A 23,643-nucleotide genomic window follows, 5' to 3' on the forward strand; every position below is an offset into this window, starting at 1 on the left:
TACCGTACGGCCACATGGGGATGCTCGACCGGCTTCGCGGCACGCCACAGGAGCGATTCGCCCGCCGCGTGCTCACCGCGATGCGCGATGCCGGGGTGGCCTCGGCGCGGTATCTGCCCGACCAGTTCGCCATCGAGGTCCGCCGCGACTCGGCCCAGGCCCAGCCGGCCGTCGCCTACCTCGGCAACATCTACCGCGAGTGCGAGCGGGCCGGCCGGGCCGAGCGCCGGGAGCGCATCGCGTCGTTCCTCAGCGCCGTCGTGTTCAACCCGGGCGCGCCGAACAGCTGGGAGGAGGTCGCTCCGCTGCTGCGGCCGCTGCTGCGCACGGTCACGTTCGGCACCGGGATGCCCGCCTCCGCGCCGCGGCCGCTGCGCCGCCCGGCGTGGGCGTACCTGGCCGAGTTCGTGGTCGTGGACCAGCCGACGTCGGTGATGTACGTGACCGACCGGCAGCTGCGGGACTGGGGCGTCACCGAGGGCACGGTGTTCGACCGGGCGCGGCGCAACATGGCCGCCATCGCGCGGGCCGGCAGCGGGACGGACGAGGCCCCCGGGCCGCGCCCGCTGGTCCGGATGGTCGAGGACGGCGACGCGTACTGGGCCTCGCACCTCTTCGTCGACGGCTGGCTGGCCGCCCAGCGCTCGCGGCTCGGCGGGGTGCCGCTCGCCTTCGTCGCGGACACGACGGGGATGCTGCTCGTCGGCCGCGGCGCCGAGGACACCCCGGAGACGCTGGGCAAGGTGTTCGAGCTCGCCGAGCAGGAGTACCGCGACGCGGCCCGCCCGATCTCCCCGATGGCGCTCACGGTCGACGACACCGGCGCCGTGGTGCCCTTCCTGGTGCCGGCGGGGCACCCGATGTACGGCGTCACGCACCGTACCGAGGTGATCACCGCGGCCTCGGAGTACGCCGCCCAGGCCGCCCACCTGGAGTCCGACGCGTTCGTGGCCTCGTGCACGAGCGCGCAGCGCCCGGACGGGACGGTCTTCACGGTGGCGAGCTGGGCCGAGGGCGTGGACACGCTGCTGCCCCGGGCCGACTACGTCGCGTTCCCGTCCGACGGCGCCGAGCCGTTCTTCGTGGCCTGGGACTCGGTCGCGCGCGAGGTCGACCTGGAGCCGGAGCCGGGCCTGGACCCGGAGCGCTACCGCCTGCGGGAGTGGCCCCACCCCGGCGTGGTGGAGCGCCTGCGCCGGGTGGCGACCCGCCCCTGAGCCACCACAGGGCGGCCCCGGGACCGAGGCCGCCCTGTGCGCGCGTGCGCCGGGTGCTAGTTGCCCGGGACCTGCAGTCCGCCGCTGGCGTCGGCGGCCTGGATGTCCAGGATGTCGACGTAGAAGCGCAGGTCGCCCTGGGGATACCCGTCGGCGTTGTTGTAGGCCTCCTTGACCGGGATGTCCAGGATGACCCGGCTGCCGACCTTCAGGCCCACCAGGCCGCGGTCCCAGCCCTCGATGACCTGGGCCTGCTGGCCCTGCTCGAGCATGCCGACCTGCACCGGGAAGGTCTGCTTGTGCTGCCAGGACGAGTCGAAGACCTTGCCGTCCTTGTAGGTCAGGCCCACGTAGTTGACCACGACGGTGTCGCCGGCCTTGACGGTCTTGCACTTGCCCTGGATCAGGGTCTTGACCGTGCGCACGCCGACGCTCTGCTCGGTGCCCGCCTCGGTCTTGGGCTCGTCGGCCAGGCGCTTGTCGAAGCCGCCGAGCAACGGCGGGTAGGCGCTCTGGTCCGGCTTCTTGCACTCCGTCTTCTGCTGCTCGGCGCGGTCGCCGAAATACCACACGCCGGCGAACGCGCCGCCGATGGCGAGCAGGACGATCACGGTGCCGGCGATGGCCTGGCCGACGCGGCGGCGGCGGGCGGACTTCGCGGCGGCGACCCGCGCGGCGGCGCGCTTCTCGGCCCTCGTCAGCGGGGCCGGGCCCTTGCTCTTGGCCGGCTTCTTCTCCGCCTCCTCGGCCTCGTCGCCGCCCGCGTCGGGCTCCGCGGCCTCCGCATCGTCCACAGTGTCCGGTTCGTCCGTGGAGTCGATGATGTCCACGGAGTCCGATTCGACCGAAGCCGCGTCGTCCGCTGTGGTCGTCTCCTCCGCCTCGGCCGCATCCGCCTTCGGCGGGGTGGCCTTGGTCGACCTTGCCGGGCGGCGGTTCCTGCCCCGATCGCTCACGATTCGTCGACTCCCCTGGTGGACGGCCCCGCACACAGACGGACCTGAGTTTCGTTCGGCGAAGCTTCCCATACCACACGCCTCGCGGCACGCACCGGGGTAGGCCGCGATATGGCCTAAGGTCGGTCGTATGGGCAACGCTACGGGCGTCGAGATTACCGGACCGCTCGGCGATCGCTTCGCTGAGATCCTGACCGAAGAGGCTCTGAGTTTCCTGGCAGATCTGCACCGCCGCTTCGACGCGCGCCGGCTGGAGCTGCTCGCGCTGCGCGACGAGCGCGAGGCGGCACTGCAGGCCGGGGGCACACTGGGCTTCCTGCCCGAGACCCTCGGCGTGCGCGAGGCCGAATGGCGGGTGGCCGAGCCGGCGCCCGGCCTGACCGACCGGCGGGTCGAGATCACCGGGCCGACCGACGCGAAGATGACCATCAACGCCCTGAACTCGGGCGCGAAGGTGTGGCTGGCCGACCACGAGGACGCCAACACGCCGCTGTGGCACAACGTGGTCCAGGGCCAGCTCAACCTGCGCGACGCGGTGGCCGGCACGCTGGCGTTCACGTCGCCGGAGGGCAAGGACTACCGGCTGACGGACGGCCCCCGGCCGACGATCGTGGTGCGCCCCCGCGGCTGGCACCTGCCGGAGAAGCACATCCTGGTCGACGGGCAGCCCACGTCGGGCTCGCTGACCGACTTCGGGCTCTACTTCTTCCACAACCACCTCGCCACCAGGCCGTACTACTACCTGCCCAAGATGGAGTCGCACCTCGAGGCCCGGCTGTGGAACGAGGTGTTCGCCCACACCGAGGAGCGCTTCGGCCGCCCGACCGGCACGATCCGGGCCACGGTGCTGATCGAGACCTTCCCGGCCGCCTTCGAGATGGAGGAGATCCTCTACGAGCTGCGTGAGCACTCCGCCGGACTGAACGCGGGCCGCTGGGACTACATGTTCAGCGTCATCAAGAAGTTCCGCACGCGCGGCCGCGACTTCCTGCTGCCCGATCGCAACGCGGTGACGATGACGGTGCCGTTCATGCGGGCGTACACCGAACTGCTCGTGCGCACCTGTCACAAGCGCGGCGCGCACGCGATCGGCGGGATGGCGGCCTTCATCCCGAGCCGCCGCGACGCCGCCGTGAACCGGGCCGCGTTCGAGAAAGTTTCCGCGGACAAGACCCGCGAGGCCGGCGACGGCTTCGACGGTTCCTGGGTCGCGCACCCCGATCTCGTCCCGGTCTGCCGGGAGATCTTCGACGGCGTGCTGCGGGACCGGCCCAACCAGCTCGACCGGCTCCGCGAGGACGTGAGCGTCACCGAGGCCGACCTGCTCAACGTCGCGGCCACGCCCGGGCGGCGCACCGAGGCCGGGCTGCGCAGCGCGGTGAGCGTCGGCGTGCAGTACCTCGACGCGTGGCTGCGGGGCAGCGGCGCCGTCGCGATCGACAACCTCATGGAGGACGCGGCGACGGCGGAGATCTCCCGCTCGCAGGTGTGGCAGTGGCTGCACAACGGCGTCAAGCTCGATGACACCGGGGAGCTGGTGACCCGCGAGCTGGTCGAGCGGATCGCGGACGAGGAGCTGGCCGGGCTCGGCGGCGACCTGAGCGCGGCGCGCGATTTGTTCATGGAGGTGGCCGTGGCCGACGAATTCGTGGACTTCCTGACGATTCCGGCGTACGAACGGATGCCATGAGCGTCGATGCGCTCGCCGGCGCCGTGCGGCAATACCTGCGACCCGATCAGATCATCACCGATCGGGCCCGGTTGCGGACGTACGAGTGCGACGGGCTGGCCCATTACCGGGTCGTGCCGGCGATCGTGCTGCTGCCGCGCACGGCCGAGGAGTGCGCGGCCGTGGTCCGGGCCTGCGTCGCGCACGGGGTGCCGTTCGTGGCCCGCGGCTCCGGCACCGGCCTGTCCGGCGGCGCGCTGCCGCACGCCGACGGCGCGCTCATCGTCACCTCCCAGCTGCGCGCCATCCGCGAGGTCGCGCCCGAGGACGAGCGGGCCGTGCTGGAGCCCGGCGTGATCAACCTGCAGGTCTCGAAGGCCGCCGCGCCGCACGGGTACTACTACGCCCCCGACCCGTCCAGCCAGCAGATCTGCTCGATCGGCGGCAACGTGGCGGAGAACTCGGGCGGGGCGCACTGCCTGAAGTACGGCTTCACGGCGAACCACGTCACCGGCGTGCAGATCGTGACGCCCGACGGGGAGCTGGTGCGGCTGGGCGGGCGGGCTCCCGACGCGCCCGGCTACGACCTGCTCGGCGCGTTCGTCGGCTCCGAGGGGACGCTCGGGATCGCGACCGAGGTGACGGTACGGCTGGTGCGCCTGCCCGAAACCGTGCGCACCCTGCTGGCCGCGTTCACCGGCCCGGACGCGGCGGGCGCGGCGACCTCGGCGATCATCGCGGCCGGCGTGGTGCCCGCGGCCGTGGAGATGATGGACGCCCTGGCGATCGAGGCGGCCGAGGCCGCGGTGCACTGCGGCTACCCGGCCGGGGCGGGCGCGGTGCTCATCGTCGAGCTCGACGGCCCCGCGGCCGAGGTCGAGGCCCAGTTCGCCGCGGTCGAGGAGTTCTGCCGCGCGCACGGCGCGTTCGAGATCCGCATCGCCGCCGACGACGCCGAGCGGGCGCTGTTCTGGAAGGGCCGCAAGTCCGCGTTCGCCGCGGTCGGGCGCATCTCCCCCGACTACATCGTGCAGGACGGGGTCATCCCCCGCACCGCGCTGCCGCAGGTGCTCACGCGCATCGGCGAGCTGGCCCGGGAGCACGGCGTGCGGGTCGCGAACGTCTTCCACGCCGGCGACGGCAACCTGCACCCGCTCGTGCTCTTCGACGAGGCGGTGGCCGGGCAGGCCGAGCGGGCCGAGACGGTGTCCGGGGCGATCTTGGACATCTGCGTCGAGCACGGCGGGTCGATCACCGGCGAGCACGGGGTGGGCGTGGACAAGGCCAAGCACCTGCCGAGGATGTACACCGAAGCCGACCTCGACACCATGCAGCTGCTGCGGTGCGCGTTCGACCCGCGGGGCCTGGCGAACCCGGGCAAGGTGTTCCCGACCCCGCGGCTGTGCGGCGAGGTGCCCGGCCGGCGCAAAGGACCGAACCCCTGGCACGACGCGGGCGTGGAGGTGTTCTGAGGTGACGGTCGTCGATGAGATCGCCGGGGTCCCCGCGGCCGCGGTGGCCGAGCCGGCCTCGACCGCGGAGGTGGCCGACGTCGTGCGCGGCGCGGCCGCCGACGAGCTGGCGCTCGTGGTGCGCGGGGCCGGCACGCGGCAGGACTGGGCGCTGCCGCCGCAGCGGCTCGACCTGATCGTGGAGCTGGGCGGGGTGTGCGGCCTGGTCGAGCACGCGGCCGGGGACCTGGTGGCGATCGTGCGCGCCGGGACGCCGCTGCGCGAGGTGCAGGAGGCCCTGCGCCCGGCCGGGCAGCAGCTGGCCCTCGACGAGCCGCTGCCGGGCGCGACCGTGGGCGGCACCGTCGCGGTCAACGCGTCCGGCCCGCGCCGCATGCTCTACGGCACCGTCCGCGACCTGCTCATCGGCGTCACCGTGGTGCGCGCCGACGGGGTCGTGGCCAAGGCCGGCGGCAAGGTCGTCAAGAACGTCGCCGGCTACGACCTCGGCAAGCTCGTCGCCGGCTCGTACGGCACCCTCGGCGTCATCACCGAGTGCGCCTTCCGCCTGCACCCGCTGCCCGCCGCGGCCCGCTACGTCTCGGCCCCCGCGGCCGGGCCCGACGAGGCCGGGCGGGCGGTGGCGTCCGTGCTCGCCGCGCAGGTGGTGCCGAGCGCGCTGGAGGTCGACATGGCCGCCGGGGATGGCCCGCTCACGGTGACCGCGCTCGTCGAGGGGGTGCCGGCGGGCGTCGACCGGCGCGCCGCCGACCTGCGCAAGCTGCTCGGCGAGGAGACCGAGCAGGCCGAGTCGCCGCCGCCGTGCTGGGGCACCTACCCGTGGGCGCCGGGCGACGTCGGGATCAAGCTCACCTGCGCGCTGTCGCGGGTGCCGTACCTGCTCACCGCGGCCGGCGTCACCGCGCGCCTGCACGACGTGCCGGTGCGCGTGCGCGGCTCGGCCGGCACCGGGGTCCTCTACGCGGGCCTGCCCGGCGACACCGACCCGGGCGTCGTGGCCGGGGTGATCAGCGACCTGCGCGCCGCGACCCGGGCCGGGGCCGGGCACTGCGTGGTGCTGACCGCCCCGCCGCCGGTCCGCGCGCGGGTCGACGTCTGGGGCCACGTCGACGGGCTCGACCTCATGCGGCGGGTCAAGGAGCAGTTCGACCCGGCCGGCACCCTCGCGCCGGGCCGGTTCGTCGGGGGGATCTGATGAACGACGAGCGGCGAGACCTCATCGGCGACTGCGTGCACTGCGGGTTCTGCCTGCCGACCTGCCCGACCTATGTGCTGTGGGGCGAGGAGATGGACTCGCCGCGCGGGCGCATCCAGCTCATGCTCCAGCAGACCGAGGGCGAGCCGCTGACGCCCGCCATGACCGGGCACTTCGACGCGTGCCTGGGCTGCATGGCGTGCGTGACCGCGTGCCCGTCGGGGGTGCAGTACGACAAGCTGATCACCGAGACCCGCGCGATGGTCGAGCAGGTGCGCCCGCCCGCGGGCCGGGCACTGCGGGCGGCCGTGTTCGCCCTCTTCCCCTACCGGCGCCGGCTCGAGGCGGCGAAGGCGCCCCTGGTGGGGTACCGATGGATGGGCACCCCCTTCCGGCGCAACCTCCCCGCGACCGTGCGCACGCTGCTGGACCTGGCCCCCGCGCCGCGCCGGTCGGTCCGGCTCCCCGCGGTCGTCCCGGCGCTGGGCCGCCGCCGCGCCCGGGTCGGCATGCTCACCGGCTGCGTGCAGCAGGCGTTCTTCCCCGGCGTGAACGCCGCGACCGCCCGGGTGCTGGCCGCCGAGGGCTGCGAGGTCGTGATCCCGCCGGAGCAGGGCTGCTGCGGCGCGCTGAGCCGGCACAGCGGCCGCACCGCCGAGGCCGACAAGTTCTCGGCGGACCTCGATCGCGTGTTCGCGGACGTCGACGCGCTGGTGGTGAACGCGGCCGGGTGCGGCTCGTCGCTCAAGGAGCACGGGGAGCTGGCCTCGCGGACCCGGGACCTGTCGGAGTTTCTGGTGGAGCTCGGCCCGGTCGCGCCCCGGCATCCGGTGCCGGTGACCGCCGCGTACCACGACGCCTGCCACCTGGCCCACGCCCAGGGCGTGCGCGCCCAGCCCCGCGCGCTGCTGCGCGCCGTCCCGGGCCTGGACCTGCGCGAGATCCCGGACCCGGAGATCTGCTGCGGCTCGGCCGGCATCTGGAACGTCCTGAACCCCGGCCCGGCCGCGGAGCTGGGCGACCGCAAGGCGCGCGACGTCCTGTCGACGGGCGCGTCGCTGCTCGTCACCGCCAACCCGGGCTGCCTGATGCAGATCGCGGCCGCGGTACGGCGAGCGGGCGCCTCGATCCGCCTGGCCCACACCGCCGAGGTCCTCGACGCCTCGATCCGCGGCGTGCGCCCCTGACCCTCCGCCGGAGGCCGGACACGACGACGCCGGGGTCGCGAACGGGCGCGGCCCCGGCGTGACGTCGTGCGGCGGTGCTCAGTTCGGGCGCAGCGGGCGGCCCTGGCCGTCGACCGGGCGCCCGGCCAGCATCATGATGCCGTCGATGACGAACCACAGCCACAGGCCGATGGCCGCCAGCCACGGAACGAAGAACAGCATCCAGCCGCAGACGATCGACGTCCAGCCGACCACGACGCTCAGCACGAGCTGGGTCACGCCGAGCGCGATGTTGCCCGCGTAGAGCCGCCCGATGCCGCCGAGGCAGAAGAACAGGCCCGGCAGCAGCTGCAGCAGGCCGCCGACGAGCTTGCTCTTGTCGGAGTAGGGCTGGCCGGTCAGCGGGTCGTAGGCCGCCACGGTGACCGGATAGGCCGCGGGCTGGCCGTAGGCGGCCTGCGGGTATCCGGCCTGGCCGTAGGGGGCGTACGCGCCGCCCGAGGCCGGGGCGCCCGAGACCGGCGGCAGCTGGTAGGCGGTGCCGTAGGGCTGGCCCGACGCCGGCACGCCCGACGCGGGGGGCGCGGACATCGGCGGCGGCAGGGCAGGCAGCGCGGGCTGACCGTAGGGGTCGGACTGCCCGTACGGCACCGGCTGCTGGCCATAGGGGGACGGCTGCTGACCGTACGGCGGCTGCTGACCGTACGGATCCGGCTGCCCATACGGATTGGGAGTTCCATACGGTGGCTGCGTCATGACGTGCAGGCTACAACGACGGTACGCCGATTTTCGCCCCGCGTTCGGGTGTGACGCGGTCGACGTCCGGGACGACTTCCGGACGTCGCGGAGCACCGAAAAGAATGACCTTCATGGACTTCGACGGCCGCCGTCCGGTGCGCACGACCATGCGCCTGCTCGCGCCCGGCAAGTGGCGACTGCTCCTGGCCACGCTGGCGTTCGCCGTGAAGGACAGCCCCATCTGGCTGCTGCCCCTGCTCACCGCCAACATCATCGACGTCGTGGTGCAGCACCGGCCGATCGCGCAGCTGTGGCTCAACGCCGCCGTGCTCGCCGTGATCCTGCTGCAGAACATCCCGATGCACATGCTGTGGGTGCGCCAGATGAGCCTCATCGTGCGCCACCTCGGCACCGACCTGCGCTCCGAGCTCGCCGGGCGGCTGCAGCAGCTGTCGATCGCCTTCCACGCCCGGGCGGGCGCGAGCCTGCTGCAGACCAAGCTGGTGCGCGACGTGGAGAACGTCGAGCTGATGCTGCAGCAGGTGGCGGCCTCCGGCACCTCCGCGGTGCTCACCCTGCTCGGCGCGCTCACGCTCACCGCCATGCGGGTGCCGCAGTTCGTGCCGCTGTTCCTGCTGGTCGTGCCGTGCACCGCGGCGCTGGTGGCGATGGTTCGCCGCCGGTCCGGGGCGCGCAACGCCGAGTTCCGGCGGCGGGTCGAGGAGCTCTCCGCGCGCGTGGACGAGATGGCCCACCTGATGCCGATCACCCGCGCCCACGCGCTGGAGCAGGAGGCCGTGCACCGGCTGCGCGGCACCGTCGAGAACGTCCGCACCGCGGGGCTGCGCCTGGACATGGTCAACGGGCGGTTCGGCGCGATGTCCTGGGTGACCTACCAGCTGCTCGGCGCGGCCTGCCTGGTCGGCGCGGGCTGGGCCGCGTGGACGGGCGTCGCGCCGGTGAGCGCGGGCGACGTGGTGCTGCTCAGCACGTACTTCGCGGTGCTCACCAGCTCCGTCATCGGCCTGTTCGGCCTCGCGCCCATCGTGACCAAGGGCCTCGAGTCGATCCGCTCGATCGGCGAGGTGCTCTCCGCGCCCGACTTGGAGCTGAACGAGGGCAAGGAACGCGTCGGCGCGGTGCGCGGCGAGATCGTGCTGGAGGGCGTCGGCTACCGCTACCCGGAGTCGGGCGGGCCGGCGCTGACCGGCATCGACCTGGCCGTGGCCGCGGGCGAGACGATCGCGTTCGTGGGGCCGTCCGGCTCCGGCAAGTCGACCATGCTGAACCTGCTCATCGGGTTCATCCGGCCGAGCGAGGGCCGGGTCCGGCTCGACGGGCGGGACATGGAGGAGATCGACCTGCGGACCTATCGCAAGTTCGTCTCCGTCGTACCGCAGGAGCCCGTCCTGTTCGACGGGACGATCTGGGAGAACGTGACGTACGGCCGCCGCGACCTCGGCGAGCGGACCGTCACGCGGGCCCTGCGCGACGCCAACGCGCTGGGCTTCGTGGAGGACCTCCCGCACGGCTGGGACACGATGGTCGGCGAGCGCGGCGCGCTGCTGTCCGGCGGGCAGCGCCAGCGGCTCGCGATCGCCCGGGCGCTCGTGCGCGACCCGCGGGTGCTGCTGCTGGACGAGGCGACCTCGGCCCTGGACAGCGAGTCCGAGGCCCTGGTACAGGAGGCCCTGGCGCGGCTCATGCGCGGGCGCACCACGTTCGTCGTCGCGCACCGCCTCGCCACGATCCGCAACGCCGACCGGATCGCCGTGCTGGCCGGTGGGCGGCTGGCCGAGCTCGGTACCCATGCCGAACTGCTCGCCCGGGGCGGGCTCTTCGCACGCCTGCACGGCCTCCAGTCGGTCTAGCCCGGTCTGCGACACTGTGCCGATGAGGGACACCGAGGAGCTGGCCAGCGCGAGCCTGGTCGAGCTCGCGGTGTCCCGGCTGACCCGGGAGATCCTCGGCGGCGGCACCGAGCCCGGCGAGCGCCTGGTCGAGGAGCAGCTGACCAAGCGCTTCGGCATCAGCCGGGCCCCGCTGCGGGAGGCGCTGCGGCTGCTGGCCCAGCAGGGGCTCGTCGAGCACATGCCGCGCAAGGGCGTGCGGGTGGCGATCCTGTCCGACGCCGACATCCGGGAGCTCTACGCGGTCCGCGACGTGCTCGAGCGGCACGCGGTCGCGGCCACCCCGCCGGACGCGGACCTGGCCGGGATCGCCGCGGCGATGAAGGCGATGCGGGAGGCCGACGCGCGCGGCGACCAGTTCGACGTGGCGACCGCGCACCGCGACTTCCACGTGGCCGTGGTGGCGCTGGCCGGCAACCGCCAGCTGACGCTCGTCTACGAGTCGGTGCTGCTGAAGATCCAGCTGTACATGGCGCTCAACCTGCGCCGCGAGGCCGAGGTGGCCCGGCCGCACGACGGCGTGCACCGCCACGAGCGCCTCTTCGACGCCGTCTCGGCCCGCGACGGCGCGGCGGTGGCGGACGCGCTGGACGAGCACGGCGCGCGGTCGTACATCGAATAAGAGCACTCGCGAAGAAGAGCACTCGGACATCAACGCGTTACACGCCATGCCGGTCGATGTAACAGGATTGTCGACAATCGACAGACATGACCAGTAGTGCAAGCATCGGCCCGGTCGTCGGCGCGCAGCCGTACGCCTGGCCCTACGACGGCAGCGTCCCGGTCGAGCGCACGGCCCTGCTGTGCATCGACTGGCAGACGGACTTCTGCGGACCGGGCGGATACGTCGACAGCATGGGGTACGACATCGGCCTGACCCGAGCCGGCCTCCCGGCCACGGCGAAGCTCCTCGACCACGTCCGCGGCCTCGGGATGCTCGTCGTGCACACCCGCGAGGGCCACGACCCCGACCTGTCCGACCTGCCGCCGAACAAGCGCTGGCGCTCGGCCCGGATCGGCGCGGAGATCGGCTCGGCCGGCCCGTGCGGGCGGATCCTCGTCAAGGGCGAGCCCGGCTGGCAGATCGTGCCCGAGGTCGCGCCGGCGCCGGGCGAGGTGGTCGTCGACAAGCCCGGCAAGGGCGCCTTCTACGCCACCAACCTCGACCTCGTCCTGCGCACGCACGGCATCACGCACCTGATCCTGACCGGCATCACCACCGACGTCTGCGTGCACACGACCATGCGCGAGGCGAACGACCGCGGCTACGAGTGCCTGATCCTGTCCGACTGCACCGGCGCCACCGACCCCGGCAACCACGCCGCCGCGCTGCACATGGTGACCATGCAGGGCGGCGTCTTCGGCTGCGTCGCGACGTCCGTGGACGTCATCGCGGCGACGGCCGGCTAGGGGCGTCCACTGTGGCCACGCTCGCCGCGGCCCCGGCCGCCTTCACGTTCGACCCGGACTCCACCGCGATCCTCGTCATCGACATGCAGCGGGACTTCCTGGAGCCGGGCGGCTTCGGCGAGACCCTCGGCAACGACGTCGGGCAGCTGCGCCGGACCATCGCCCCGACCGCCGCCCTGCTCACGGCCGCTCGCGCGGCCGGGCTCACCGTCGTGCACACCCGCGAGGGGCACCTGCCCGACCTGTCCGACTGCCCGCCGGCCAAGCTCAACCGCGGCGACCCGAGCCTGCGCATCGGCGCGCCCGGGCCGATGGGCCGCATCCTCATCCGCGGGGAGCGCGGCCACGGCATCATCGACGAGCTCGCCCCGGCCCCGGGCGAGCCGGTCATCGACAAGCCGGGCAAGGGCGCGTTCTACGCGACCGGGCTCGGCGACCTGCTGACCGCGAAGGGCATCCGCAGCCTCGTCGTCACCGGCGTCACCACCGAGGTCTGCGTGCACACCACCGTCCGGGAGGCCAACGACCGCGGCTACGAGTGTCTCGTGCTCGCGGACTGCGTCGGCTCCTACTTCCCGGAGTTCCAGCGGGCGGGCCTGGCGATGATCGCCGCGCAGGGCGGCATCTTCGGCTGGGTCGCCGAGTCCCCGGCGTTCATCGCCGCCCTGCAAGCCTCGCAGCGGAGGACGTGACAGATGGCCACCGAAACGACCGCATTGAAAGTGCCCTGGTGGGTGCGCGGCGACACGAACGCCTTCTTCGGCTTCGGCGTCAACGTGCTCGTGAACGTGCTGACCCTGACCGCGCTGTGCCTGGGCGTGGTGAAGCTCAGCGAGCGCGACGTGTTCCACGCGATCCTGCCGGCGCTGGGCATCGCGCTCGTCGCCGGCAACGTCTACTACACCTTCCTGGCCCGCCGGCTCGCCCGGCGCGAGCACCGCACCGACGTCACGGCCCTGCCCTACGGGCCCAGCGTTCCGCACATGTTCATCGTCATCTTCGTGATCATGCTGCCGGTGTACCTGAAGACGCAGGACGCCACCAAGGCGTGGAAGGCCGGCCTCGCCTGGGCCTTCATCATCGGCGTCATCGTGCTGATCGGCGCCTTCGTCGGGCCGTACATCCGCCGCTACGCGCCGCGGGCCGCCCTGCTCGGCACGCTCGCCGGGATCTCGATCACGTTCATCTCCATGCTGCCCGCGGCCCGGATGTGGAACCTGGCCTGGGTCGCCCTGCCGGTCTTCGCGCTGCTGCTCATCGGCCTGCTCACGGACACGAGGCTGCCCGGCAACTTCCCGATCGGCCTGGCCGCGCTGCTGCTGGGCACCGCGATCGGCTGGATCGGCGGCGCGATGGACGGCAACGCGGTGAGCGCCGCCGCCCACGAGGTGGGCTTCGCGCTGCCCGGGCCGCACCTCGGGCTGCTCCTGTCCGGCCTGTCCGACGTCGCGCCGCTGCTGGCGACCGCGATCCCGCTCGGGGTCTACAACTTCACCGAGGGCATGTCCAACGTGGAGAGCGCCGCGGCCGCGGGCGACGACTACAACCTGCGCAGCGTCCTGCTCGCCGACGGGGCCGGGGCGATCATCGGCTCCGCGCTCGGCTCGCCGTTCCCGCCCGCCGTCTACGTCGGCCACCCCGGCTGGAAGAAGGCGGGCGGGCGCACCGGCTACTCGATGGCGACCGGGATCGTCATCGCGGTGCTGTGCTTCCTGAGCATGTTCGGCCTGCTCGGGGCGGTCTTGCCGATGCCGGCGATCGTGCCGATCCTGCTCTACATCGGCCTGCTCATCGGCGCCCAGGCGTTCCAGTTCAGCCCGCGGGCGCACGCGGCGGCGGTGATCGCGGCCCTGGTGCCGAACATCGCCCAGTGGGCCACCGGCCAGATCGACAACTCCCTGGCGGCCGCGGGCACGACGGCGGCGAAGGTCGGCGAGGGGGCGCTGGAGGGCAACGGGGTGGTGTACTCCGGCCTGCTCACCCTGGGCCAGGGCGCCATCCTGGCCGGGCTCGTGTTCGGCTCCGTCGTCGCGTTCGTCATCGACAAACGCTTCGTGCACGCCGGGGTCTTCGCCGCGGCCGGGGCGCTGCTGAGCTTCACCGGGCTCATCCACGCCGAGCGGGTGGCCTGGAACGCCAACGGCCCGGTGGCGCTGGGCTACCTGTTCATCGCCGTCGTCTGCGGCCTGTTCGCCCTGGCCCGCCCGCAGCCGCGGGTGCCCGAGCCCGACGAGCAAGAACTGGAATCCGCACCCGTCTAGGAGTATCCGCTGTGGACATCGATCGCCCCGACGTCGTGGCCGAGGTGCTGGCCGCGTTCACCGACTACGAGAAGGCGCTCGTGGCCAACGACGCCGGGGCGCTCGGCGCCTGGTTCTGGGACTCTCCCGCCGTCACGCGCTTCGGCCTCGCCGACCGCCAGACCGGGGCCGCGGCCCTGCACGCCTGGCGCGCGGCCCAGCCGCCCCTGCCCGAGGGCCGGCGCCTCTTCGAGACCCGGGTCACCGCGTTCGGCCCGGACCTCGCCACGGTGACGACCCTGTTCGACTACCCGGGCGAGGAGGACCGGCCGGGCCGGCAGTCCCAGACCTGGGTCCGCCTGCCCCCGGGCTGGCGCATCGTCCACGCGCACGTCTCACGGCCGGACGGCCCCGCCGGATGACGGCGGTGTCAGTGCGCGGCCGCCATCCGGCCCCGGCCCGAGCCCTGGTGCAGCAGCTGGTACGCGGCCACGATCAGCAGCACGCCGCTCACGATCGCGTAGATGCCGATGGCCCAGGCGATGGCCAGCGCCCCCGCGGTCGGACGGACCATGATGAACAGGCCGGCCACGATCGCCAGGGCGCCGATGAGGGCCATCGACCAGCCGCCGTGCTGGCGGGTCGCGAGCCACAGGTCCGCCAGGCCCGTGACGACCGCCCAGATGCCGACCAGGATGGCGAGCGCCACCGCGGTGACCCCGGGCCAGGCGACCGCGAGCACGCCAAGGATCAGCCCGACGAGCCCGGCCACGCCGCGGGCCACCCGCGGGCCGGTGCCGTCGGCGAACCCGGTGACCGGGTTCGACGGCCCCGGCGCCGGGCGGATCGCGTGCACGATCTGCTCGATGCCGGTGACGATGGCGAAGATGCCGAACAGCAGGGCCAGCGCGATCACCGTCACGCCGGGCCAGATCACGGCGAGGATGCCGAACACGACGGCGAGTACGCCGCGGATGCCCAGCAGCCACGCTTCCCTCTTGAGCATGGGATCCCCTCTCTCAGCCTGATTCGTCTCGGGGGTCGAACGGCGACTCGCGGGCCAGCGAGCCGAACAGGGCGCGCTCGCCCGGGGTGAGCCGCTCCGGAACGACGATGCGCAGCTCGGCGAACAGGTCACCGGGCGCGCCGCGGGGGTTGGGCAGCCCGTGCCCGCGCAGCCGCACGCGCCGCCCGGACGACGAGCCGGCCGGCACCTCCAGCCGCACGTCGCCGCCGGGCAGGCCGACGGGGACCACGGCGCCGAGGGCCGCCTCCCACGGGCTGATGGGCACCGCGACCCGGACGTCCCGCCCGGCGACCCGCAAGCGAGGATGGGGCGCCAGGTGTACCTCGAGCAGCAGATCCCCCGCGACCCCGCCGCGCACGCCGGGCTCGCCGCGCCCGGGCAGCCGCAGCCGCTCCCCGTCGGCCACGCCCGGCGGGACGTGCACGTCGTACTGCCGCGGCCGCCCCGCCGGCCCGGCCACGGTCACCCGCCGCCGGCCCCCGGTGTAGGCGACCTCGACGCCGACGGTGACCTCGGCCCGCAGGTCGGCCCCGCGCGCGCCGCGGAAGAGCCAACTCGAGAGGTCGACGTCGCCGCGCCCGCGGGTCCGGGCCCGGGCGACGAGCCACCGGTACGCCGCGCTGATCTCCTTGAACCGCTCCTCCGCGCCCGGCTCGGCGCTGACGTCCGGGTGGTGGCGGCGGGCCAGGCGCCGGTACGCGCGCTGGATCTCCTCCCGCCCCGCCCCCCGGGGCACGCCGAGCACCTCGTACGGGTCGCGGGTCGCGGCGGCCACGACGGCCGTCCCCGCGCCGCGGCCGCGCCTCAGGCCGTCGCGCTCCGGCCGACCTGCCCGGTGCTGCCCACGCCCGTGGAGCCGACCTGCTGGCTCGCCGGGCCGGGCCGCCCCTGGCCCTCCTTCATCTGCTTCGCCTGCGCGGCCGGGGTATCGGGCGCGCCGGGCCGCACCTCCGAGCGCGCCTCGCGGCCCTGGATCGCGATCCGGCGGGCCTGCCGCCCGGCGATCTTGGGCGCGATGATCGTGAGCACCCCGCCCTCCAGGTCGGCCGCGACCGCGTCGGCGTTGATGTCACCCGGCAGGGCGACCAGGTACTCGAACTCGCCCGTCCGCCGCGCGTGGTGGCGCAGCGTGCCGGTGCGCTCGGGCTCCCGGAACGAGCCGTAGACCCGCAGCTCGCTGTCGCGCAGCTCGATCTCCACGTCACCGGGGGCCACGCCGGGCAGGTCCAGGTCGATGCGGAACGCCTCGCTCGTCTCCTCGATGTCGACGGGCGCGCCGCTCGTCACGGGCAGGCCCAGCGCCGGATACATGGCCAGCGACCGGCGGGGACGGGTGACCAGCAGTGTCATGGTGAGCCTCCCAGGGAAGCGGGCTGCCTGTACCCCGCCATGCTGGGCGAGCGCCGGGTGACCCGGTCCCACCCGGTCGGGATGACCACATTCACGTCCCGCCCGTCCCGCCCGAGTGATGGCCGCTCACCTCAAGGCCGGGCAGCGTTCGCGGCATGTACGAAGACGTGTTCATCGCGGAGGTACGCGACAAGACCGGCATCACCGATCCCGAGCGCGCGCGCCGGGCCCTGCGCGGCGTGCTGCACGCCCTGGCCACCCGGCTGCCGGACGGCTGGGTGCACCACCTGGCCGCCGAGCTGCCGCCGACCCTGGCCGAGCCGCTGTGGTCCTTCCAGCACCTGTACGACCAGGAGGTCCACCTGGACTTCCTCGCCGACGTGGCCGCGCGCGCCGCGGTGCCGCTCCCGGAGGCCGAGCGCCTGGCCCGGGCGGTCTTCGCCACCGTGGCGAGCGCGTGCGACCCGGCCCTGCTCCGGCGGGTGTACCAGCCGCTGACCAGCGACGTGCTCGCGCTCACCGAGTCCGACGCGTCGCTGCTGCCCGCCTAGCTCGCGCGCAGCTCCTCGACCAGCGAAGGGCCGCTGGGGGTCCAGCCGAGGCCGCGGGCCTTCGCGCCGGAGGCCTGCTGGTCGAGCAGCAGCGCGTCCGCGAACAACTCACCGAGCCGCGCGCGGGACTCGCCGGCCGTCTCCGGCGCGACGCCGGCCCCGCCCGCGGCCGCCTCGGCCAGCTCGCGCACGGTCGGGTTCACGCCGGAGGCCACGACCAGGCGGCCGAGGCCGGAGCCGTGCTCGAGGACCAGGCGGTACACGACCGCGACGTCGTCCACGTGCACGCTCGTCCAGTGCTGGGAGCCGTCGCCGACGAGCCGGACCCGGCCCCGCTCGTCGCGGGCGGGCGCGAGCACGCCGGCCGGGATGCCGCCGCCGTGGCCGTAGACGATGCCGGGCGCCACGATGCTCGTGGGCTGGTCGGCGTCGAGGACGGAGCGCTCGACCGGCACCCGCCAGGCGGTCAGGGCCGGCGGGGCGAGCGGCGAGTCCTCGGTGATGTCGGGGTTGTCGCCCCAGATCCAGATGCCGCTCGTGTGGACGTACGGCGTCCCCGCCTCGATCGCCGCGGCGACGATCGCCTTGTCGAACTCGACGGTGTCGGGCCCGCCCGTGGCCGCGATGTGCGCGGCGGCGTCGCCCTCGGCGAAGCGGGCCGCGGTCCAGCCGGCGTCGAACAGGTCCCCGACGGCCGGCTCGGCCCCGTTCTTGCGCGCCTTGTCCGCGGCCTCGTCGCTGCGCACCAGCGCGGTGACGGCGTGCCCGGCGGCGACGAGCTCCCGCACCACGGCCGACCCGATGTACCCGGTTCCCCCGGTCAACACGATCCTCATGGAAGCTCACGCTAGGCCGCGGGGCGCCGTCGCGCGCCGTGTCGTACGACTCGGAATAACGCGGGCGGGGACGGGGTTTCAGGCGCGCAGCGCGGCGGTGGCGAACTCGCGCAGGCCCTCCGCGAGCCCGATCGCGGCCGTGAAGCCCAGCTCGCGCCGGGCCCGGGCCGCGGAGGCCACGACGTGGCGCACGTCCCCGGCCCGGAACTCGCCGGTCACGACCGGCTCGGGGCCGCCGGTCGCGGCGGCGAGGGCCGCGGCCAGGCCGCCGACCGTCGTGGGCCGCCCCGAGGCGATGTTGTACGCCCGGAAGCCCGCCCGCGCGGTCGCGTCCACGGCCGCCAGGTTGGCCGCGGCGACGTCGGTGACGTGCACGAAGTCGCGGCGCTGCCCGCCGTCCTCGAACACGCGCGGCGCCCGCCCGGCCTCCAGCGCGGAGCGGAAGATCGCCGCCACGCCGCTGTAGGGCGTGTCGCGGGGCATGCCGGGGCCGTAGACGTTGTGGTAACGCAGGGCGGCCACGGCCCCGCCCGCGCCGGCCGCCCACGCCGCGGCGAGGTGCTCCTGGGCCGTCTTCGTCGCCGCGTACACGCTGCGCGGCCGCAGCGGCGCGTCCTCGCCGACCTCGCCCGGATCGAGCGCCGCGCCGCAGGCCGGGCAGCGCGCCTCGAACCGCCCGGCGGCCAGGTCGGCGGGCGTGCGCTCGGCGGGCTCCGTCGCGCCGTGGCGGGGGCAGGCGTACGCGCCCTCGCCGTAGACCACCATCGAGCTGGCCAGCACCAGCCGGAGCACCCCGGCCCGGGCCATCCCGGCCAGCAGCACCGCGGTGCCGAGGTCGTTGCAGCCGGCGTACTCCGGCAGGTCCGCCAGGTCCACGCCCATGCCCACGAGCGCGGCCTGGTGCACCACGGCGTCGACGCCGGCCAGCGCCCCGGCGACCGCGGCCGCGTCGCGCACGTCCGCGCGCAGCAGCGGCCCGACCGCCGGCTCCGTGCGGTGGGCCTTGGGGTGCAGCAGGTCCAGGACGGTGACGTCGTGGCCGGCCGCCCGCAGCGCGGCGACGACGTGGGTGCCGATGAACCCGGCGCCGCCGGTGACGAGGATGCGCATGCCCCGACGCTAGGCGAGTCCGGGCGCCGCGGCGGCCCGCGTTCGTGGTTCGTAATGGTCCGTCAGCTTCTCGTAAGACCTTGCATCCAAGATCATCGGTAGCGTCCGGACCATGCCCGTGATCGATGTCGTCCTGCCCTGTCTCGACGAGGCGGCCGCGCTGCCGTGGGTGCTGTCCCGGCTCCCGGCCGGCTTCCGCGCGATCGTGGCCGACAACGGCTCCACCGACGGCTCCCCGCAGATCGCCGCGGCCCACGGCGCGACGGTCGTGCCCGCCGCCCCGCGCGGATTCGGCGCGGCCGCCCACGCCGGGCTCCGCGCCGCGACCGCGGACGTCGTGTGCTTCATGGACGCCGACGGCTCGTTCGACCCCCGCCAGCTGCCCCGGGTCGCCGGCCCGGTCGCCGCCGGCGCGCAGGACCTGCTGCTCGGCCGCCGCCGGCCCACCACCCGCGGCGCCTGGCCGCTGCACGGCCGCGCCGGCAACGCGGTGGTCGCGTGGCGGCTGCGGCGCACCGCCGGCATCCCCGTGCACGACCTCGGCCCGATGCGGGCCGCCCGCCGCGAGGCGCTGCTCGCGCTCGGCCTGACCGACCGCCGCTTCGGCTACCCGCTGGAGATGATGGTCCGGGCCGCGGCCGCGGGCTGGCGGATCGCCGAGGTCGACGTGGACTACGCGCCCCGCGCCGCCGGTGGCCGCTCGAAGGTGACCGGCACCGTCCGCGGCACCCTGCGCGCCGTGCGCGACATGTCCCGGGTGCTCGCGTCGTGAACGTCCAGGTGCTGCTGCTGGCGAAGACGCCGGTGCCGGGGCGGGTGAAGACGCGCCTGTGTCCACCGTGGACGCCCGAGCAGGCCGCGTCCCTCGCCGCCGCGGCGATCGCCGACACCGAGGACGTGCTGAGCGCCACCCCGGCGACGGCCCGCACCCTGGTCGTCGACGGCGACCTGGCCGCGCCGCCCGGCTGGGGCCGGGTGCCGCAGCGCGGTGCCGGGCTCGGGCCGCGGCTCGCGGCCGCGTACGCCGACACCGCCCGCCCCGGCGTCGCCACCATCCTCGTCGGCATGGACACGCCGCAGCTGCGGGTCGGCCACCTCGTCGCCGCCGCCGCGCGGCTGGCGACCGCGGACGCCGTGCTCGGCCCGGCCGAGGACGGCGGCTGGTGGCTGCTCGGCCTGCGCGACCCCGCCGCGGCGGAGGTGCTCGCGGACGTGCCGATGTCCGCGGCGGACACCGGCGAGCGGACGCTCCAGGCGCTGCGGGCCCAGGGCCTCGCCGTGTCCACCACCGCGACCCTGCGGGACGTGGACACCGCGCCCGACGCGTTCGCGGCGGCGCGGGCGGCGCCCGGTGGCCGGTTCGCCCGCGCGCTGCTGATCGCCGAGGGGGCACGATGACGGCGCCCGTGGCGGTGTTCGGGGCGGCGCTGCGGCGGGCCGAGCGCGGCGAGCCGGCCGCGCTGCGGCTCGTCGGGCCCGACGGCGCGGCCGTGCGGGCGCTGGACCCGCACGCGTGGCACGGCGAGGTGCGGCCGGGCGACGGCGCGCTCGTGGCCCGGTGCCCGGACGGGACCGTCGACCTCGGCTGCGGGCCGGGCCGGCTCACCGGAGCCCTCGCCGCGAGCGGGCGGCGGGTGCTGGGCGTCGACGTGAGCCCGCAGGCGGTGCGGTACGCCCGCCGCCACGGCGCCCCCGTCCTGCGCCAGGACCTGTTCCGCCCGCTGCCGGGCGAGGGCGGCTGGCCCGGCGCCCTGCTCGCCGACGGCAACATCGGCATCGGCGGCGACCCCGTCCGCCTGCTGCGCCGCTGCCGCCGGCTGGTGGGCGCGGGCGGGACGGTGCTCGTGGAGGTCGACCCGCCGGGCGCGGGCAGCTGGAGCGGCCCGGTGGCGCTGGCCGACGAGCGCCGCGGCGGCCGCACGAGTGCCCCGTTCGCGTGGGCGTTCGTGGCCGCCGACGACCTCGCCGCGCCGGCCGGAGCCGCCGCGCTGGACCTGGTCGAGACGTGGACGGAGGCCGGCCGATGGTTCGCCCGCCTGCGTTCCTGACCCGGCCGGGCGGCGTGCGCGGCCCCCGGCTGACCGTGCACCTCGGGGCCTGGCTGGGCATCGCGTTCACGATCTGCCTCGTCACCGGGGTGCTGAGCCACTACGTCCAGCACCCGCCGGGCTGGTGGCACTGGCCGGCGCGGCCCGTGCAGCTGTACCGCATCACCCAGGGCCTGCACGTGGCCAGCGGGCTGGCGGCGGTACCCCTGCTGACCGCCAAGATCTGGTCGGTCTTCCCGAAGCTCTTCGCCTGGCCGCCGGTGCGCGGCCTCGGGCACGCCCTGGAGCGCGCGGCGGTCGGCCTGCTCTCCGCCGCGGCCGTCTTCGAGCTCGTGACCGGGGTGCTCAACATCGCGTACTGGTACTCGCTCATGCCCTTCGGCTTCATCGGCGCCCACTACTGGACCGCGTGGATCCTCGCCGGAGCGCTGCTGCTGCACCTGGCCGCGAAGCTCCCCGTGATCCGCGACGCCCGGCGGGCCGAGCCGGCCGGCGACGGCGGCTGGACGCGGCGCGGCGTGCTCGCGCTCACCGGCACCGCGGCCGGGGCGATCACGCTCGCGACCGCGGGGCAGACGGTGGCCCCGCTGCGCCGCGTCTCCCTGCTCGCCCCGAGGCTGCCCGGCGTCGGGCCGCAGGGCGTGCCGGTGAACAAGACCGCCGCCGCGGCCGGGATCGTGCGGGTCGGCGAGTCCTACCGCCTGCTCGTCACCGGGCCCGCCGGGCGCCACGCGCTGAGCCTCGCCGACCTGCTCGCCCTGCCCCAGGCCGAGGCCGAGCTGCCGATCGCGTGCGTCGAGGGCTGGAGCGCGGGTGCCGTCTGGTCCGGGGTGCGCGTGGCCGACCTGCTGCGGCTCGTCGGCGCGGCCGGGACGGGCCGGCCGGTCACCGTCGAGTCGCTGCAGGCGGACGGGCCCTACCGCGCGTCGGTCCTCGAGCCCGGCCCGGCCCGCGACCCGCTGACCCTGCTCGCCCTGCGCCTCGGCGGGGAGCCGCTGCACCTCGACCACGGCTACCCGTGCCGGCTCATCGCCCCGAACCGGCCCGGCGTGCTGCAGACCAAGTGGGTCGCGCGGGTGATCGCATGAGGGTGCTCCTCGCCCTGGCGGGCCTGGCCCTGCTCGGCTACGGGGTCGCCGGCTGGCTCGACGCGCCCGGCCACGAGCTGTGGGGCCGGCTCGTCTTCGCCGCGGCCGCGCTCGTGGCGCACGACTTCGTGGTCGTACCGCTGGTGCTCGCCACCGCCGCCCTGACCACCCGTTTCGTGCCCGAGCCGGCCCGGCGCCCGGTGCAGGCCGCCCTCGCGGTCGGGGCGGCCCTGACCGCGGTCGCGCTCCCGTTCGTCATCGGCGCCGGCCGCATCGCCGACAACCCCTCCGCGTTCCCCCAGCACTACGGCCGCGGCCTGCTGATCCTGCTCGCGCTCGCCGGGCTGGGCGCGGCCGCCTGGACCGCCGCGCGCCTGCCGCGCGGGCGGCGCCGGAAGCCGTGAAGCGGACCGCCGCCGCCGCGGCCGCCCTGGCCCTGCTGCTCGGCGCGTTGCTGCTGCCCGGGCGCTGGTACCTGCTGGCCTGGCTCCCCTTCGCGGCGGGCGCCTGCCTCGTCGCGCGCACCGGCCGCCGGGCCGCGCTCGTCCTCGTGCTGCTCGGCGGCGCCCTGCTGCCCCTGACCGCGGCCGCCCGCCCGCCGAACAGCAGCGACGACGTGTACCGCTACCTCTGGGACGGCCGCGTGCAGCGCGCGGGCATCGACCCGTACCGCCACCCGCCCGCCGCCCCGCAACTGCGTCCCCTGCGCGACGACACCCTGTGGCACCCGGGCGCGCCCTGGTGCGTGCCCGACGGCTGCACCCTGATCAACCGCCCGGCCGTGCCGACCATCTACCCGCCGGTGGCGGAGGCCCTCTTCGCCGCGCTCCCGGCCCGGGTCGGCGCCTTCCAGCTGGCGATGGCCGCCTTCGCCGCCGCGACGGGCGCGCTGCTGTGGTTCGCGCTGACGTCCCTCGGCCGCGACCCGCGCCGCGCGGTGCTGTGGGCCTGGTGCCCGCTCGTGGCCCTGGAGGCCGGCAACAACGCGCACGCCGACGCGGCCGCGGTGTTCCTGGCCGCCCTCGCGCTCCTGCTCGCCGCCCGCGGCTCGAACGCCCGCGCGGGCGCGGTGCTGGGGCTCGCGATCGCCACCAAGCTCACCCCGGCCCTGCTGGTCCCGGCCCTGACGCGCCGCCGCCCGCTCGTCGTGCTCGCGTGCGCGGCCGGCGCGGTCGCGGCCGTCTACCTCCCCCACGTGCTCGCCGCCGGGCCCGCGGTGCTCGGGTACCTGCCCGGCTACCTGCACGAGGAGGGCTACGCCGACGGCGCGCGCTTCGCCCTGCTCGGCCTGGTCCTGCCCCGCGCGCTCACCGCACCGGCGGCCGCCCTGATCCTCGCCGCGGCCGCGGTGCTGGTGCGGCGGCGCGCCGACCCGGACCGGCCGTGGCGGGCCGCGGCCGCGATGGTCGCGGTGACGCTGCTCGTGGCCGCCCCCGCCTACCCGTGGTACGCGCTGCTGCTGGTCATGCTCGTGGCGTACGGGGCCCCGGCCGAGTGGCTCACCGTGGCCGCGGCCGCGTACCTCCCCCAGTTCGCCGGCGATCTCGGCCTGTCCACCGCGACCGCGCAGCGCATCGGCTACGGCGCGGCCCTGCTGGCGGTCGCGACCGGCCTGGCGCTGCGCTCGCGCAGGTCACAGCGGCCGGCCCGGGCTGGGTAG

The 23,643-nt window shown here is 75.2% G+C and carries 25 protein-coding genes; 18 read left to right on the top strand and 7 right to left on the bottom strand.

All coding sequences use genetic code 11. The annotated features are described in order from the left end of the window. Positions 1-14: 14 nt before the first annotated feature. On the top strand, positions 15-1,217 hold the full coding sequence (locus AC6JBM_RS32690; protein WP_497977867.1) for a hypothetical protein: 1,203 nt from the start codon (positions 15-17) through the stop codon (positions 1,215-1,217). A gap of 56 nt (positions 1,218-1,273) precedes the next feature. Here the strand turns inward: AC6JBM_RS32690 and AC6JBM_RS32695 are convergent, their stop codons facing one another. Then, positions 1,274-2,173 carry an FKBP-type peptidyl-prolyl cis-trans isomerase gene (locus AC6JBM_RS32695; RefSeq protein WP_497977868.1) on the bottom strand — a complete coding sequence of 300 codons (900 nt, stop codon included), beginning with the start codon at positions 2,171-2,173 and terminating at the stop codon, positions 1,274-1,276. Between the two features lie 130 nt (positions 2,174-2,303). On the opposite strand from AC6JBM_RS32695, the gene aceB reads away from it, so the two are divergent. From aceB to AC6JBM_RS32715, 4 genes are read left to right on the top strand one after another with little or no spacing between them, the layout of a single operon-like run. Continuing rightward, a complete protein-coding gene (aceB, locus tag AC6JBM_RS32700; RefSeq protein ID WP_497977869.1) occupies positions 2,304-3,863 on the top strand; it encodes a malate synthase A in 1,560 nt (519 codons plus the stop codon). Then, positions 3,860-5,314, top strand: a complete 1,455-nt coding sequence (locus AC6JBM_RS32705; RefSeq protein ID WP_497977870.1) for an FAD-linked oxidase C-terminal domain-containing protein — start codon at positions 3,860-3,862, stop codon at positions 5,312-5,314. Before aceB ends, AC6JBM_RS32705 begins: the two co-directional genes overlap by 4 nt. A gap of 1 nt (position 5,315) precedes the next feature. Then, positions 5,316-6,509, top strand: a complete 1,194-nt coding sequence (locus AC6JBM_RS32710) for an FAD-binding oxidoreductase (RefSeq protein ID WP_497977871.1) — start codon at positions 5,316-5,318, stop codon at positions 6,507-6,509. Continuing rightward, positions 6,509-7,696 (top strand): (Fe-S)-binding protein, encoded by a 1,188-nt coding sequence (locus AC6JBM_RS32715; protein WP_497977872.1) that lies wholly within the window; start codon positions 6,509-6,511, stop codon positions 7,694-7,696. The genes AC6JBM_RS32710 and AC6JBM_RS32715 overlap by 1 nt, the downstream gene beginning before the upstream one ends. 78 nt (positions 7,697-7,774) lie before the next feature. On the opposite strand, the gene AC6JBM_RS32720 is transcribed toward AC6JBM_RS32715, so the two are convergent. Then, on the bottom strand, positions 7,775-8,431 hold the full coding sequence (locus AC6JBM_RS32720; protein ID WP_497977873.1) for a hypothetical protein: 657 nt from the start codon (positions 8,429-8,431) through the stop codon (positions 7,775-7,777). A gap of 113 nt (positions 8,432-8,544) precedes the next feature. Between AC6JBM_RS32720 and AC6JBM_RS32725 the strand changes: the two genes are divergently transcribed. From AC6JBM_RS32725 to AC6JBM_RS32750, 6 genes are all read left to right on the top strand, one after another. Beyond that, positions 8,545-10,284, top strand: a complete 1,740-nt coding sequence (locus AC6JBM_RS32725) for an ABC transporter ATP-binding protein (protein ID WP_497977874.1) — start codon at positions 8,545-8,547, stop codon at positions 10,282-10,284. A gap of 22 nt (positions 10,285-10,306) precedes the next feature. Beyond that, positions 10,307-10,945, top strand: a complete 639-nt coding sequence (locus AC6JBM_RS32730) for a GntR family transcriptional regulator (protein WP_497977875.1) — start codon at positions 10,307-10,309, stop codon at positions 10,943-10,945. A gap of 86 nt (positions 10,946-11,031) precedes the next feature. Further along, positions 11,032-11,733, top strand: a complete 702-nt coding sequence (gene biuH / locus AC6JBM_RS32735) for a biuret amidohydrolase (RefSeq protein ID WP_497977876.1) — start codon at positions 11,032-11,034, stop codon at positions 11,731-11,733. 11 nt (positions 11,734-11,744) lie between these two features. After that, entirely contained in the window at positions 11,745-12,425 is a 681-nt protein-coding gene (locus tag AC6JBM_RS32740) for a cysteine hydrolase family protein (RefSeq protein WP_497977877.1), read from the top strand. A gap of 3 nt (positions 12,426-12,428) precedes the next feature. Further along, the gene (locus tag AC6JBM_RS32745) at positions 12,429-13,994 is read left to right on the top strand and encodes a regulator (protein WP_497977878.1); all 1,566 of its coding nucleotides are present in this window, start codon (positions 12,429-12,431) and stop codon (positions 13,992-13,994) included. Positions 13,995-14,005: 11 nt separating this feature from the next. Further along, positions 14,006-14,395 carry an AtzH-like domain-containing protein gene (locus AC6JBM_RS32750; RefSeq protein WP_497977879.1) on the top strand — a complete coding sequence of 130 codons (390 nt, stop codon included), beginning with the start codon at positions 14,006-14,008 and terminating at the stop codon, positions 14,393-14,395. An 8-nt stretch (positions 14,396-14,403) separates the two neighbouring features. Here the strand turns inward: AC6JBM_RS32750 and AC6JBM_RS32755 are convergent, their stop codons facing one another. Genes AC6JBM_RS32755 through AC6JBM_RS32765 form a run of 3 tightly spaced genes read right to left on the bottom strand, consistent with a single transcriptional unit; the run spans position 14,404 to position 16,350 of the window. Further along, entirely contained in the window at positions 14,404-14,979 is a 576-nt protein-coding gene (locus AC6JBM_RS32755; protein ID WP_497977880.1) for an HdeD family acid-resistance protein, read from the bottom strand. 13 nt (positions 14,980-14,992) lie between these two features. Beyond that, positions 14,993-15,775 carry a DnaJ C-terminal domain-containing protein gene (locus tag AC6JBM_RS32760; RefSeq protein ID WP_350622862.1) on the bottom strand — a complete coding sequence of 261 codons (783 nt, stop codon included), beginning with the start codon at positions 15,773-15,775 and terminating at the stop codon, positions 14,993-14,995. A 29-nt stretch (positions 15,776-15,804) separates the two neighbouring features. Further along, positions 15,805-16,350: an Hsp20/alpha crystallin family protein gene (locus tag AC6JBM_RS32765; RefSeq protein WP_497977881.1), complete on the bottom strand. Its 546-nt coding sequence runs from the start codon at positions 16,348-16,350 to the stop codon at positions 15,805-15,807. A 155-nt stretch (positions 16,351-16,505) separates the two neighbouring features. On the opposite strand from AC6JBM_RS32765, the gene AC6JBM_RS32770 reads away from it, so the two are divergent. Continuing rightward, on the top strand, positions 16,506-16,901 hold the full coding sequence (locus AC6JBM_RS32770; RefSeq protein ID WP_497977882.1) for a DUF2267 domain-containing protein: 396 nt from the start codon (positions 16,506-16,508) through the stop codon (positions 16,899-16,901). Here AC6JBM_RS32770 and AC6JBM_RS32775 read toward each other — a convergent pair. Continuing rightward, the gene (locus tag AC6JBM_RS32775; protein ID WP_497977883.1) at positions 16,898-17,737 is read right to left on the bottom strand and encodes an NAD-dependent epimerase/dehydratase family protein; all 840 of its coding nucleotides are present in this window, start codon (positions 17,735-17,737) and stop codon (positions 16,898-16,900) included. The two genes, AC6JBM_RS32770 and AC6JBM_RS32775, sit on opposite strands and share 4 nt — an antisense overlap. Before the next feature lie 78 nt (positions 17,738-17,815). Then, positions 17,816-18,847 carry an NAD-dependent epimerase/dehydratase family protein gene (locus AC6JBM_RS32780; protein ID WP_497977884.1) on the bottom strand — a complete coding sequence of 344 codons (1,032 nt, stop codon included), beginning with the start codon at positions 18,845-18,847 and terminating at the stop codon, positions 17,816-17,818. Between the two features lie 112 nt (positions 18,848-18,959). Between AC6JBM_RS32780 and AC6JBM_RS32785 the strand changes: the two genes are divergently transcribed. From AC6JBM_RS32785 to AC6JBM_RS32810, 6 genes are read left to right on the top strand one after another with little or no spacing between them, the layout of a single operon-like run. Then, on the top strand, positions 18,960-19,619 hold the full coding sequence (locus tag AC6JBM_RS32785; protein WP_497977885.1) for a glycosyltransferase family 2 protein: 660 nt from the start codon (positions 18,960-18,962) through the stop codon (positions 19,617-19,619). Next, positions 19,616-20,245 carry a TIGR04282 family arsenosugar biosynthesis glycosyltransferase gene (locus AC6JBM_RS32790; protein WP_497977886.1) on the top strand — a complete coding sequence of 210 codons (630 nt, stop codon included), beginning with the start codon at positions 19,616-19,618 and terminating at the stop codon, positions 20,243-20,245. Before AC6JBM_RS32785 ends, AC6JBM_RS32790 begins: the two co-directional genes overlap by 4 nt. Next, a complete protein-coding gene (locus AC6JBM_RS32795) occupies positions 20,242-20,895 on the top strand; it encodes a class I SAM-dependent methyltransferase (protein WP_497977887.1) in 654 nt (217 codons plus the stop codon). Before AC6JBM_RS32790 ends, AC6JBM_RS32795 begins: the two co-directional genes overlap by 4 nt. Continuing rightward, entirely contained in the window at positions 20,871-21,983 is a 1,113-nt protein-coding gene (locus tag AC6JBM_RS32800) for a molybdopterin-dependent oxidoreductase (RefSeq protein ID WP_497977888.1), read from the top strand. The genes AC6JBM_RS32795 and AC6JBM_RS32800 overlap by 25 nt, the downstream gene beginning before the upstream one ends. Then, positions 21,980-22,387, top strand: coding sequence for a hypothetical protein (locus tag AC6JBM_RS32805; protein WP_350622880.1), 408 nt, complete (start codon positions 21,980-21,982; stop codon positions 22,385-22,387). The genes AC6JBM_RS32800 and AC6JBM_RS32805 overlap by 4 nt, the downstream gene beginning before the upstream one ends. Further along, a complete protein-coding gene (locus AC6JBM_RS32810; protein WP_497977889.1) occupies positions 22,384-23,643 on the top strand; it encodes a glycosyltransferase 87 family protein in 1,260 nt (419 codons plus the stop codon). The genes AC6JBM_RS32805 and AC6JBM_RS32810 overlap by 4 nt, the downstream gene beginning before the upstream one ends.

The sequence above is a fragment of the Dactylosporangium thailandense genome, assembly GCF_059739745.1.